Annotated in this window: 10 protein-coding genes; 6 read left to right on the plus strand and 4 right to left on the minus strand. The window is 73.0% G+C overall.

Annotation, left to right across the window (positions count from 1 at the left end):
* Nucleotides 1-20 precede the first annotated feature (20 nt).
* Nucleotides 21-899, minus strand: a complete 879-nt coding sequence (locus tag ACZ4M3_RS02260; RefSeq protein WP_467729342.1) for a LysR family transcriptional regulator — start codon at nt 897-899, stop codon at nt 21-23.
* Nucleotides 900-993: 94 nt separating this feature from the next.
* Between ACZ4M3_RS02260 and ACZ4M3_RS02265 the strand changes: the two genes are divergently transcribed.
* The 5 genes from ACZ4M3_RS02265 to ACZ4M3_RS02285 all read left to right on the plus strand — a co-directional run bounded on the left by ACZ4M3_RS02265 (nt 994) and on the right by ACZ4M3_RS02285 (nt 7,608).
* Nucleotides 994-1,698: a succinate dehydrogenase cytochrome b subunit gene (locus ACZ4M3_RS02265; protein WP_467729344.1), complete on the plus strand. Its 705-nt coding sequence runs from the start codon at nt 994-996 to the stop codon at nt 1,696-1,698.
* Between the two features lies 1 nt (nt 1,699).
* Complete coding sequence (locus ACZ4M3_RS02270) at nt 1,700-3,664, plus strand: fumarate reductase/succinate dehydrogenase flavoprotein subunit (RefSeq protein ID WP_467729345.1); 1,965 nt, start codon at nt 1,700-1,702, stop codon at nt 3,662-3,664.
* The gene (locus ACZ4M3_RS02275; protein ID WP_453352588.1) at nt 3,661-4,401 is read left to right on the plus strand and encodes a succinate dehydrogenase/fumarate reductase iron-sulfur subunit; all 741 of its coding nucleotides are present in this window, start codon (nt 3,661-3,663) and stop codon (nt 4,399-4,401) included. The genes ACZ4M3_RS02270 and ACZ4M3_RS02275 overlap by 4 nt, the downstream gene beginning before the upstream one ends.
* 113 nt (nt 4,402-4,514) lie before the next feature.
* The gene (locus ACZ4M3_RS02280) at nt 4,515-5,159 is read left to right on the plus strand and encodes a histidine phosphatase family protein (protein ID WP_467729347.1); all 645 of its coding nucleotides are present in this window, start codon (nt 4,515-4,517) and stop codon (nt 5,157-5,159) included.
* Between the two features lie 139 nt (nt 5,160-5,298).
* Complete coding sequence (locus tag ACZ4M3_RS02285) at nt 5,299-7,608, plus strand: family 20 glycosylhydrolase (RefSeq protein WP_467729349.1); 2,310 nt, start codon at nt 5,299-5,301, stop codon at nt 7,606-7,608.
* Between the two features lie 36 nt (nt 7,609-7,644).
* Here ACZ4M3_RS02285 and ACZ4M3_RS02290 read toward each other — a convergent pair whose 3' ends face one another.
* Both ACZ4M3_RS02290 and ACZ4M3_RS02295 read right to left on the minus strand, forming a co-directional pair.
* Nucleotides 7,645-10,035: an excinuclease ABC subunit UvrA gene (locus ACZ4M3_RS02290; protein WP_467729351.1), complete on the minus strand. Its 2,391-nt coding sequence runs from the start codon at nt 10,033-10,035 to the stop codon at nt 7,645-7,647.
* A gap of 10 nt (nt 10,036-10,045) precedes the next feature.
* Nucleotides 10,046-11,083: an MsnO8 family LLM class oxidoreductase gene (locus ACZ4M3_RS02295; protein ID WP_467729353.1), complete on the minus strand. Its 1,038-nt coding sequence runs from the start codon at nt 11,081-11,083 to the stop codon at nt 10,046-10,048.
* 244 nt (nt 11,084-11,327) lie between these two features.
* On the opposite strand from ACZ4M3_RS02295, the gene ACZ4M3_RS02300 reads away from it, so the two are divergent.
* Nucleotides 11,328-11,825, plus strand: a complete 498-nt coding sequence (locus ACZ4M3_RS02300; RefSeq protein ID WP_467729355.1) for a phosphatase domain-containing protein — start codon at nt 11,328-11,330, stop codon at nt 11,823-11,825.
* A gap of 59 nt (nt 11,826-11,884) precedes the next feature.
* On the opposite strand, the gene ACZ4M3_RS02305 is transcribed toward ACZ4M3_RS02300, so the two are convergent.
* A complete protein-coding gene (locus tag ACZ4M3_RS02305) occupies nt 11,885-12,100 on the minus strand; it encodes a dodecin (protein WP_467729357.1) in 216 nt (71 codons plus the stop codon).
* Between the last annotated feature and the right edge of the window lie 64 nt (nt 12,101-12,164).

Genomic DNA, 12,164 nt, shown 5'->3' on the forward strand with positions numbered 1-12,164 from the left:
ACCCCGCCGCACCGCCCGGGTCAGGACAGCAGCATGCGCTTGAGCTCGCGGGCCGCACGCGGGGGAGCGACGTCCGTGCGGTGGGCCAGGGCGATCGTGCGGCGCAACGGTGAACCGGCGAGCGGGGTGGCGCGCAGCCCCGGTCCGCCGTGGTCGACGACCATCGCCGGGACCACCGCGATGCCCAGCCCCGCCCGGACGAAGCCGAGGACCGCGTCCATCTCGCCGCCCTCCACCGTGAACACCGGCTCGAAGCCCGCCGACCGGCAGGCGGCCACCGTCAGGTCCCGCAGGTCGTAGCCGTGCCGGAACATCACCATCGGCTCGTCCCGCAGCGCGGCGATCGTCAGCGGCCCGCCCCCGCCCGGCGCCGGCCGGTCCGTCGACGAGACCACCACCAGGTCCTCGGTCAGCAGTTCCACCGTCGTCAGCGCCGGCGCCGACGGCGGAAGCGGCAGCGCGATCAACGCCAGGTCCAGCACTCCGCGCGCCAGTTCCCGTACGAGGTCCAGCGAACCGCTCTCCTCGATCAGCAGCTCGATCCCCGGGTGTGCGGCGTGAAAGGCGCGCAGCACGTCCGGGAGCAGCCCGGTGCACACACTCGGCGTGGCCCCCAGCCGCACCCGCCCGCGCCGCAGCTGCGCCAGCTCCTGCACCTCCAGCCGCGCCGTGTCCGCGTCCGCCAGGATCCGCCGGGCCAGCGGCAGCAGCGCCTCGCCCGCGTCCGTGAGGGCGATGTTGCCCCGCGCCCGGCTGAACAGCTCCGCGCCCAGCTCCCGCTCCAGGGCTTTGATCTGCTGCGACAGCGACGGCTGGGCCACGTGGACCCGCTCCGCCGCCCGGGTGAAGTGCCGGGTCTCGGCAACCGCCACGAAATACAGGAGCTGCTGGAACTGCATCATCCCAGGATAGCCCCGTGCATAGGCTGCACCTATCGAGTGCAGCTCCATCATGTCTTGGACCTTTCGGGACCTCTGTCCCTACCGTCGTTCCATGGCTCTGGCACCGCGGACGGATCGACGGCCGTCCACCACGCGAACGCTCTGGGACTCCACCGTCGGCAAGAAGTCCGTGATGGCCGTCTCCGGCCTGATCATGCTCGGCTACCTCGTCGTGCACATGCTCGGCAACCTGAAGGTCTTCTTCGGGCCGGCGGAGTTCAACGGCTACGCGCACTGGCTGCGCACCCTGGGATCCCCCTTCCTGCACCACGAGTGGGCCCTGTGGATCGTCCGCGTCGTGCTCGTCGCCGCCGTCGTCGCGCACGCGGTCTGCGCCTACCAGCTCAGCCGCCGCGACATCAAGGCGCGCCCCGTCCAGTACGCCCACAAGCGGCGCCGCGCGAGCTACGCGACCCGCACGATGCGCTGGGGCGGCGTCATCCTCGCCCTGTTCATCGTCTGGCACCTGCTCGACCTCACCACCCTCACCGTCAACGAGCGGGCGTGGGCCGGCCACCCCTACGAGAACGTCCTCGCCACCTTCTCCACCTGGTACGGCAACACGATCTACATCGTGGCCATGGCGGCGCTCGGCCTGCACGTGCGCCACGGCTTCTGGAGCGCCGCCCAGACCCTCGGCGCCGGCAACGCCCGGCGCGAGCGGTCCCTCAGGTTCCTGGCCAACGCCCTGGCCCTCGTCCTCTTCGCGGGCTTCGTGTCCGTGCCCGTCGCCGTCATGACCGGAGTGGTGAGCTGAGATGAGCAGCACCGACAACAGCGACTACACCGCCTACACCACCGGCGACCCGATCGCCGACACCAAGGCTCCCGCCGGCCCCGTCGCCGAACGCTGGGACCGCCGCCGCTTCGAGGCCAAGCTGGTCAACCCGGCCAACCGCCGCAAGCACACCGTCATCGTCGTCGGCACCGGCCTGGCAGGCGGCGCGGCCGGCGCGACCCTCGCCGAACAGGGCTACCACGTCGTCCAGTTCTGCTACTCCGACTCCCCGCGCCGCGCCCACTCCATCGCCGCCCAGGGCGGCATCAACGCGGCCAAGAACTACCGCAACGACGGCGACTCCGTACACCGGCTCTTCTACGACACCGTCAAGGGCGGCGACTTCCGCGCCCGCGAGTCCAACGTCCACCGCCTCGCCCAGATATCCGTCGAGATCATCGACCAGTGCGTGGCCCAGGGCGTCCCCTTCGCCCGCGAGTACGGCGGCCTCCTCGACACCCGCTCCTTCGGCGGCGTCCAGGTCTCCCGCACCTTCTACGCCCGCGGCCAGACGGGCCAGCAGCTGCTCCTCGGCGCGTACCAGGCGCTGTCCCGGCAGATAGCCGCGGGCAACGTCGAGATGCACGCCCGCACCGAGATGCTCGACCTGATCACGGTCGACGGAGTGGCCCGCGGCATCGTCGCCCGCGACCTGATCACCGGGGAGATCAGCACGTACTACGCCGACGCCGTCGTCCTGGCGAGCGGCGGCTACGGCAACGTCTTCTACCTCTCCACCAACGCCATGAACTCCAACGCGACCGCCGTCTGGCGGGCGCACCGGCGCGGCGCCTACTTCGCGAACCCCTGCTTCACCCAGATCCACCCCACCTGCATCCCGCGCACCGGCGAGCACCAGTCCAAGCTGACGCTGATGAGCGAGTCCCTGCGCAACGACGGCCGGATCTGGGTGCCCAAGGCCCAGGGCGACACCCGCCCCGCCGCCGAGATCCCCGAAGCGGAGCGCGACTACTACCTGGAGCGGATCTACCCGTCCTTCGGCAACCTCGTGCCCCGCGACATCGCCTCCCGCGCCGCGAAGAACGTCTGCGACGAGGGCCGCGGCGTCGGCCCCGGCGGCCAGGGCGTCTACCTGGACTTCGCCGACGCCATCCGCCGCATGGGCAAGGACAAGGTCACCGAGAAGTACGGCAACCTCTTCGACATGTACGAGCGGATCACCGCGGAGAACCCGTACGAAGTCCCCATGCGGATCTACCCGGCGGTCCACTACACGATGGGCGGCCTCTGGGTCGACTACGACCTCCAGACCACCGTCCCCGGCCTGTTCGCGATCGGCGAGGCCAACTTCTCCGACCACGGCGCCAACCGCCTCGGTGCCTCCGCGCTCATGCAGGGCCTGGCCGACGGTTACTTCGTACTGCCCTCCACCATCAACGACTACCTGGCCCGCAACCCGCACCACGACACAGTGGACGACAGCCACCCCGAGGCGGCGGCCGCCGTCCGCGAGACCCGCGACACCCTCGCGAAGCTGCTCGCCGTGGACGGCGACCGGACCCCCGACTCCTTCCACCGCGAGATCGGCGAACTCATGTGGGAGTACTGCGGAATGGCGCGCACCGACGCCGGACTGCGCAAGGCCCTCGCCCGCATCCCCGAGATCCGGGAGGAGTTCTGGCGGCGGATCAAGGTCCCCGGCAGCGGCGCGGAGTTCAACCAGTCGCTGGAGAAGGCCAACCGCATCGTCGACTACCTGGAGCTCGCCGAGCTGATGTGTCTCGACGCGCTCCACCGGGCCGAGTCCTGCGGCGGCCACTTCCGGGAGGAGTCCCAGACCCCCGACGGCGAAGCCGCCCGCCGTGACGAGGAGTTCGGCTACGCGGCGGCCTGGCAGTACCAGGGCACGGGCGCCGCGCCCGTCCTGCACAAGGAAGACCTCGTCTTCGAGTACGTCCACCCCACCCAGCGGAGCTACGCATGAAGCTCACCCTGCGCGTCTGGCGCCAGCGCAACGCCGGCGCTCCCGGCGCCATGGCCTCCTACGAGGTCGACGGCATCTCCAAGGACATGTCCTTCCTGGAGATGCTCGACACCCTCAACGAGGACCTCATCCTGCGCGGTGAGGACCCCGTCGCCTTCGACCACGACTGCCGCGAAGGCATCTGCGGCGCGTGCAGCCTCGTCATCAACGGCGACGCCCACGGCCCCGAGCGGACCACCACCTGCCAGCTCCACATGCGGGCGTTCGCCGACGGCGACACCATCGACATCGAACCGTGGCGGGCCTCGGCCTTCCCGGTGGTCAAGGACCTCGTCGTCGACCGGAGCGCCTTCGACCGGATCATCCAGGCCGGCGGCTACATCACCGCCCCCACCGGCTCCGCCCCCGAGGCGCATGCCAACGCGGTGCCCAAGGCCGACGCCGACTACGCCTTCGAGCACGCCGAGTGCATCGGCTGCGGCGCCTGCGTGGCGGCCTGCCCCAACGGTTCGGCGATGCTGTTCACCTCCGCCAAGGTCAACCACCTGAACGTGCTGCCGCAGGGTTCGCCCGAGCGGGAGACCCGGGTCCTGGACATGGTGGCCCGGATGGACGACGAGGGCTTCGGCGGCTGCACCCTGACCGGCGAATGCGCCACGGCCTGCCCCAAGGGCATCCCGCTGCCGTCGATCGCCGCGATGAACAAGGAGTGGCTCCGCGCGGTCCGCAAGGCCTAAGGGCTGTCCGCCGGGCCTCCGAACGAGGGATCCGCTCCGCCGACCGGGGGCTCGTGGGGCCGTACGCCGTGCCGCGGGCGGGCCGGGCCGGGGGCGTGCGGGACAGTGGGCGCATGGCACAAGCCCCCGCCGGGTCCGGCCCGCGCCGCCGAGCCGTGCTGGCCGCCGCCCTCGCACCGCTCGCGGTGGCCGGCTGCACCTCGCAGCCCGCACGCCCGAACCCCGGTCCGCAGGACTTCCCCAAGGACGCCCTCGTCATGGTCATCCGGCACGGGGAGCAGCCGCCCCCCGGGGACACCGGGGAGGACGACGAGGGCACCGAGCACCCCGGCTCCCTGGCCGGCCGGGGCGAGCGCCGCGCCGAGGAACTCCCGCGGCTGTTCCCCCCGGCGGCCCGGGCCCCGCTGCCCCGCCCGGCGGCGGTCTTCGCGACCGGCGGCGGCCCGTCCGCGCCCGCCCGCTGCAAGCAGACCGTCGAGCCACTGGCGACGGGCCTGCACCTGCCGGTCCGGACCGGCTTCGCCGTCGGCGCCGAGGCCGCCCTGGCCCGGGCGGTGCTGGCCGCGCCGATGCCCGTACTCGTCTGCTGGGAGTACCCCGGCATCCCCCGCCTGGTCCGCGCCCTCGGCGCCCACCGGGTGCTGGGGGTGCCCGCCGCCTGGCCCGACCGGCACGACCTCGTCTGGATGTTCACCCGCCACCAGGGCCGGTGGAGCTTCCGGGAACTCCCGCAGCACCTGCTCTCCGGCGACGCCTGAGTCCGGTCCGAGCGGGGGCATCGGACTGCGCGACCGTGCTCGATCCGGCCGCGTTCCGAGCAACTATTGACATGTGCCCGTCACTGGGCTGCACTTGTGCCCCCTTCCGCTCCGCGGCCCCAGTCGGCTGGAGGCAGCCATGCGTCTGCTCAGGTTCCTGATCGCCGCCGTCTGCGCGGTGTTCGCACTGGCCTTGCCCGGTGTCCGCGCCGACGCCGCCCAGGCGGCCGCCGCGGCCCCGCCGCAGACCGTACCGGCGCTGCGGCAGTGGACCCCCGGCACCGGTGCGTACACCTTCACCGCCGCCACCCGCATCGCCGTCGACCCCGCCTACACCGCCCAGCTCTCCGACGAGGCGGCCACCTTCGCGGCCGACCTGGGCGCGCTGGCCGGGCGCGGCGTGGCCGTGGTCACCGGATCCGCCGCCCCCGGTGACATCCGGCTCACCCTCGGGGACCCCGCGCTGCCCGCGGAGGGCTACCGGCTGACCGTCGCCGCCTCCCTCACCGTCCAGGCGGCCACCGGCACCGGCGCCTTCAACGGCACCCGCAGCATCCTGCAACTGCTGCACCAGTCACCGTCGGTGCCCGCCGGCACGGCGGTCGACTGGCCCGCCAAGGCGGAGCGCGGACTCATGGTCGACCAGGGGCGGAAGTTCTTCACCGTCGACTGGCTGAAGCAGCACATCAAGGAACTGGCCTACCTCAAGCTCAACACCTTCCACTTCCACCTCTCCGACACCTTCGGCTTCCGGCTGGAGAGCTCCACGCACCCGGAGATCGTCTCCACCGACCACTACACCAAGCAGGACATCGCCGACCTCGTCGCCCTCGGCCGCGCCTACCACGTCACCATCGTCCCGGAGATAGACACCCCCGGGCACATGAACGCGGTGCTGGCCGCGCACCCCGAACTCAGGCTCAAGAGCAGCTCCGGCGCGCTGAGCCCCGACTTCATCGACCTCTCGCTCCCCGCCTCGTACACGCTGATCAAGGACCTGATCACCGAGTACCTGCCGCTGTTCCCGGGGCCGTACTGGCACATCGGCGCGGACGAATACGTCACCGACTACGGCAAGTACCCGCAGCTCCTCGCCTACGCCCGCGCCCACTACGGCGCGAACGCCACCGCCAAGGACACCTACTACGGGTTCGTCAACTGGTCCGACGCCCTGGTCCGGGCCGGCGGCAGGACCACCCGCATGTGGAACGACGGGATCAAGTCCGGCGACGGAACGCTCAGCCCGAACCCCGGCATCGTCGTCGAGTACTGGTACACCTACGGCCTCACCCCGCAGCAACTGGCCGCCGCCGGGCACACCGTCGCCAACGAGTCGTGGACGCCGACCTATTACGTACTCGGCGGCGCCAAACCGGACACCAAGTGGATGTACGAGACCTGGACCGCGGACCGCTTCGAAGGCGGGAACACCCTCTCCGACCCCGCGCGGAACCCCGGCTCGCTCCTGCACGTCTGGTGCGACAACCCCACCGCCGAGAGCGAGGACCAGATCGCCGCGGGCATCATGTACCCGCTGCGCGCACTGGCCCAGCAGACCTGGGGGTCACCGAAGCCGGTGGCCACGTACGCCGCCTTCACCCCGATCGTCGCCGCCGTGGGCCACAACCCGGCCTGGCCGGGTCCCGCCCAGGCGGGCAACCTGGCCCTGGGCCGCCCCACCACCGCCTCCAGTACCGAGACGGCGGACTTCCCCGCGGCCGCGGCCACCGACGGTGATCCCGCGACCCGCTGGTCCAGCGCCTACGGCGACCCGCAGTGGCTCCGGGTCGACCTCGGTTCCGTCCGCCGCGTCGACCGCGTGGTGCTGCGCTGGGAGACGGCGTACGGGAAGTCCTTCCAGGTCCAGCTCTCCGACGACGCCGCCACCTGGCGCACCGTCTACTCCACCAGCACCGGCGCCGGCGGGGTGCAGGACCTGACCGGCCTGGCGGGCTCCGGCCGCTACATCCGCGTGTACGGCACCCAGCGCGGCACGGCGTACGGCTACTCCCTCTACGAGTTCGAGGTGTACGGGGACCCCCTGGCCGGAGTCCGCACGCTCACGGTGGCCGGCCAGGCCCTGGACGACCCGGGCAGCTCCGGCGCCGCCGGCACCCAGCTCATCACCTGGACCCCGCACGGCGGCGCCAACCAGCAGTGGCAGCTGAACCCCACGGGCGACGGCGGCTACACCCTCGTCAACGGAGCCTCCAAGCTGTGCGCGGACGTCTCCGGCGGCGCGACCGGCGCGGGCGCGGCCGTCGTCCAGGCGGCCTGCACCGGCGGCGACAGCCAGCGCTGGCGGATCACCGCACTCGGCGCCGGCGGCTACTCGGTGGCCAACAAGAAGAGCGCGCTCCTGCTGACCACCGCCTCCGGCTCGGACGGCGCCCCAGTCACCCAGCAGCCGCCCCAGGACCCGGCCTACCAGCAGTGGCAGATCACCTGAAACCACGCCTCCCGCCGGAAACCACGCGCCGCCGGCTCAGCCCAGGGCCCGGGCCAAGTAGCGTGCCGTGGCACTGCCGGGGGTGCGGGCCACCTCGGCGGGGGTGCCCGCCGCGACCACGCGGCCGCCGTCCGCCCCGCCGCCCGGGCCCAGGTCGATGACCCAGTCCGCGCCCGCCACCACCTCCATGTCGTGCTCCACGACCACCACCGAGTGCCCCGCGTCCACCAGGCCGTGCAACTGCCGCAGCAGCACCCGCACATCGGCCGGGTGCAGTCCCGTCGTCGGCTCGTCCAGCAGGTACAGCGTGTGGTCGCGGCGCAACCGCTGCAACTCCGTCGCCAGCTTGATCCGCTGCGCCTCGCCGCCCGACAGCTCCGTGGCGGGCTGCCCCAGCCGCAGGTAGCCCAGCCCGATGTCCTGCAGCGCCCGCAGGCTGCGCGCCGCCGCCGGGACGTCCGCGAAGAACGCCGACGCCGACTCCACCGTCAGCGCCAGCACCTGCGAGATGTCCAGTCCCTCGTACCGCACCTCCAGCGTCTCGGAGTTGTAGCGCGCGCCGCCGCACTCCGGGCAGGGAGCGTACGTACTGGGCAGGAACAGCAGCTCCACCGAGACGAAGCCCTCGCCCTGGCAGGTCTCGCAGCGGCCGCCCGGCACGTTGAAGGAGAACCGGCCCGCCTTCCAGCCCCGCTCGCGCGCCTGCGGCGACGCGGTGAACAGCCTGCGCACCACGTCGAACAACCCGGTGTACGTGGCCAGGTTGGAGCGCGGGGTACGGCCGATCGGCTTCTGGTCCACCTCCACCAGCCGCCGCACCGGGAACCGCGGGTCCGCGAGCCGCTCCCCGACCTCCCCGGCCAGCGCCTGGCCGACCAGCGTGGACTTCCCGGACCCGGACACGCCGGTGACGGCCGTGAACACGCCGAGCGGGAACCGCGCGTCCACCCCGCGCAGGTTGTGCCGCTCGATCCCGCTGAGCCGGACCGCCCCCGTCGCGGTGCGCGCAGCCCGGGCCGGGGCCGGCTCACCCGTCCCGAACAGGTGCCGGGCCGTCGCCGACCGCGCGACCTCCGCCAGCGCGGCCGGCGGCCCGCTGTGCAGCACCTGCCCGCCGTGCTCCCCGGCCAGCGGCCCGACGTCCACCAGCCAGTCCGCGTGCCGCACCACCTCCAGGTCGTGCTCCACGACGAACACCGTGTTCCCGGCCGCCTTGAGCCGGTCCAGTACGCCGAGCAGCGCCTCGGTGTCGGCCGGGTGCAGCCCCGCTGACGGTTCGTCCAGTACGTACACCACCCCGAACAGCCCCGACCGCAGCTGCGTCGCCAGCCGGAGCCTTTGCAACTCGCCCGCCGACAGGGACGGCGCGCTCCGGTCCAGGCTCAGGTAGCCGAGCCCGAGCTCGATGACCGGGCCGATCCGGGCCCGCAGGTCCTCGATGAGCACCCGCGCCGCCTCCCCGGCGGGCGGCGTCGAGGCCAGTACCTCGTCCAGGGCGGTCAGCGCCAGCGCCGCCAGCTCCGCGATCGTCCGCCCGGCGAAGGTCACGGCGAGGGACTCGGGCCGCAGCCTGCGGCCCCCGCAGCGCGGGCACGGCGAGTCCGTGAGGAACTTCTCGGCGCGGGCGCGCAGCGTGGCGCTCTTGCTGTCGGCGAAGGTCCGCATCACATAGCGGTGTGCGCTCATGTACGTGCCCTGGTACGGGCGCTGGATCCGGTCGGCGTCCCGTACCGGGTGCACGGTGACGACCGGCTGCTCCTCGGTGAACAGGATCCACTCGCGGTCCTCCGCCGGCAGCTCCCGCCAGGGCGCGTCCACGTCGTGGCCGAGCGCCTCCAGGACGTCCCGCAGGTTCTTGCCCTGCCAGGCGCCCGGCCAGGCGGCGATGGCGCCCTGACGGATCGACAGGCCCGGGTCCGGCACCAGGAGTTCCTCGGTGGTGCGGTGGATGCGGCCGATCCCGTGGCAGGAAGGGCAGGCGCCGGCGGCGGTGTTGGGGGAGAAGGAGTCGGAGTCGAGCCGTTGCGCGCCCGGGGGGGAGCTGCCCGCGCGGGAGTACAGCATCCGCAGCGAATTGGACAGCATCGTCACCGTGCCGACGGACGAGCGGGAGCCGGGTGAGGAGCGCCGCTGCTCCAGCGAGACCGCGGGCGGCAGCCCGGTGACGGAGTCCACCTTCGGGGCGCCGATCTGATGGATCAGCCGCCGGGCGTACGGGGCCACGGACTCGAAGTACCGGCGCTGCGCCTCGGCGTAGAGCGTGCCGAAGGCGAGGGAGCTCTTGCCGGAGCCGGAGACACCGGTGAAGACGGTGAGCGCGTCGCGCGGGATGTCCACGTCGACGCCGCGCAGGTTGTGCTCCCGAGCCCCCCGTACCCGTACGTAAGGGTCGCGGGCGTCGGTCTGGGGAGTGGTGAGCGGGTGCATTCGTCCCAGTTTAGGGGGTGTCGCGGCCCGCGCCCGAGTCCGCACCCGAGTCCACCCCGTGCAGGCCCGCGAGCCGGGCGAGCCGGGCGAGCGAGTCCCGCAGGGCCGTGCGGTCGTACGTGGAGGTCGTCACCAGCAGCTCGTCGGCGCCCAGCGCCCCGGCGAGGACGGTCAGCTCCGCCGCGACCTGTTCCTCGGTGCCGTGCACGTGCCCCTCGAGCGCGCCTTCGTACAGCTCGCGCTCCTTCGGCGTCCGCTCCAGCGCCTCGATCTCCTCGGCCGGGCGCAGCGGCGGGAAGGAGCCCCGGGTGCGGGAGTGCGCGAGGGACCACGCCTCCGGGACCAGGATCCGCCGGGCGGCTTCCTCGGTGGCCGCGACCGCCACCGTCCCGGAGACCACCACGTACGGCCGCGCGCCCCAGGGGGAGGGCCGGAACTCCTCCCGGTACGCCGCCACGGCCTGCGCGACCCGGCCGCGGGCCCGCAGGTCCCCCACGACCACCGGCAGCCCGGCCCGGCCCGCGATCCGGGCGCCCTCGCCGGTGGCCAGCACGTACGCCGGGATCCGCAGCCCCTCCGCCGGGCGGGCGTGCACCCCGGGGTGGGCCCGCTGGGTGCCGTCGAGCCAGCCCAGCAGTTCGGCGAGCTGTTCCGCGAACCGGTCCGCGTCCCCGGTGTCCCGGCCCAGGGCGCGCCGGATCCCGTCGGTGAACCCGACGGAGCGGCCCAGCCCCATGTCGATGCGGCCGGGGAACAGCGCCTCCAGCACTCCGAACTGCTCGGCGACGACCATCGGCTGGTGGTTGGGCAGCATCACCCCGCCCGTGCCGACCCGGATCCGCCGGGTGGCGGCGGCCACGGCGGCGGCCAGCACGGTGGGCGCGGAGCCCGCGACGCCGGGCACGCTGTGGTGCTCGGACACCCAGAAGCGGTGGTAGCCGAGCCGTTCCGCCTCGCGGGCGAGTTCCACGGTGTCCCGCAGGGCCTGCGGGGCGGGGTGCCCCAGGCGCGTACGGGACCGGTCGAGTACGGAGATTCGCGGTATCACACCCCCCTCAACACCGGGCGGCCGCCAGGATTCCCGTAGCTCATTCCCGTGGCTCCGGGCACCCCCTAAGGGCTGTCCCGTAATCCGCGGCGGGTCAGCGCGCGGCGTCAGATGCGGTGCATCGCAAGGCGGAGGGTCGCCCTCGTACTGGGCGTATTCGGGCGATCCCGACAACGCGGCGAGGTGCCGTAGCTGGCGCCGCGCGCCCTCCGGGGATTACGGGACAGCGCTTAGGCTTCCCCCCATGTCCCGAGAGAGCGCCGACCGCCGGCCCCTGGCCGTCTTCGACATCGACAACACCCTGTCCGACACCGACCACCGCCAGCACTTCCTGGAGCGCCGTCCGCGCGACTGGGACGGCTTCTTCGGCGCGGCCCCGGCCGATCCGCCGCTCGCGCGCGGGGTGGCCCTGGCGGTGGAGAGCGCGGCCGACTGCGAGGTGGTGTACCTGACCGGCCGGCCGGAGCGCTGCCGCGCGGACACCGTCGAGTGGCTGGCCCGGCACGGGCTGCCCGAGGGCCGGCTGTGGATGCGGGGCGACCGCGACCGCCGCCCCGCCCGGGCGACCAAGCTGGAGGTGCTCGGCCGGCTCGCCTGGACGCGGGAGGTGCGGATGCTCGTGGACGACGACGAACTCGTCTGCCAGGCCGCGCGCGAGGCGGGCTTCCGGGTGGTGCTCGCCGACTGGGCGGCGGACGCGCCGGAACTCACCGCCGCCCAGGAGACCGAGGGCCGTACCTGACGTACCGCCGGACGGGGCTCCCGGCCGCCCGCCGGGGGCCCACCGCGGCCGGCGGTACCTCAGTCGCCGTCGTCGAGCCGGAAGCCCACCTTCAAGCCCACTTGGTAGTGGGCGACCTCGCCGTTCTCGATGTGCCCGCGCACCTGAGTGACCTCGAACCAGTCCAGGTTGCGGAGCTTCGAGCCCGCCCGCGCGATGCCGTTGCGGATGGCGTGATCGATGCCCTCGTGGGACGTGCCGACGATCTCGGTCACCCGGTAGGTGTGGTTGGACATGGGCGTCTCCCGACAGTGGTCGCTGTTGCCTGGTTCTACGGTGCCCCAGTAAGTCCACTCCCGC

Source organism: Streptomyces sp. NPDC026522, from assembly GCF_055567555.1.

Bases quoted from the DNA above. Each gene is read 5' to 3' on its own strand.
- ACZ4M3_RS02265 (WP_467729344.1), top strand. From the start codon at position 994: ATGGCTCTGGCACCGCGGACGGATCGACGGCCGTCCACCACGCGAACG.
- ACZ4M3_RS02260 (WP_467729342.1), bottom strand. From the start codon at position 899: ATGCAGTTCCAGCAGCTCCTGTATTTCGTGGCGGTTGCCGAGACCCGG.
- ACZ4M3_RS02280 (WP_467729347.1), top strand. From the start codon at position 4,515: ATGGCACAAGCCCCCGCCGGGTCCGGCCCGCGCCGCCGAGCCGTGCTG.
- ACZ4M3_RS02300 (WP_467729355.1), top strand. From the start codon at position 11,328: ATGTCCCGAGAGAGCGCCGACCGCCGGCCCCTGGCCGTCTTCGACATC.
- ACZ4M3_RS02305 (WP_467729357.1), bottom strand. From the start codon at position 12,100: ATGTCCAACCACACCTACCGGGTGACCGAGATCGTCGGCACGTCCCAC.
- ACZ4M3_RS02285 (WP_467729349.1), top strand. From the start codon at position 5,299: ATGCGTCTGCTCAGGTTCCTGATCGCCGCCGTCTGCGCGGTGTTCGCA.
- ACZ4M3_RS02270 (WP_467729345.1), top strand. From the start codon at position 1,700: ATGAGCAGCACCGACAACAGCGACTACACCGCCTACACCACCGGCGAC.
- ACZ4M3_RS02290 (WP_467729351.1), bottom strand. From the start codon at position 10,035: ATGCACCCGCTCACCACTCCCCAGACCGACGCCCGCGACCCTTACGTA.
- ACZ4M3_RS02275 (WP_453352588.1), top strand. From the start codon at position 3,661: ATGAAGCTCACCCTGCGCGTCTGGCGCCAGCGCAACGCCGGCGCTCCC.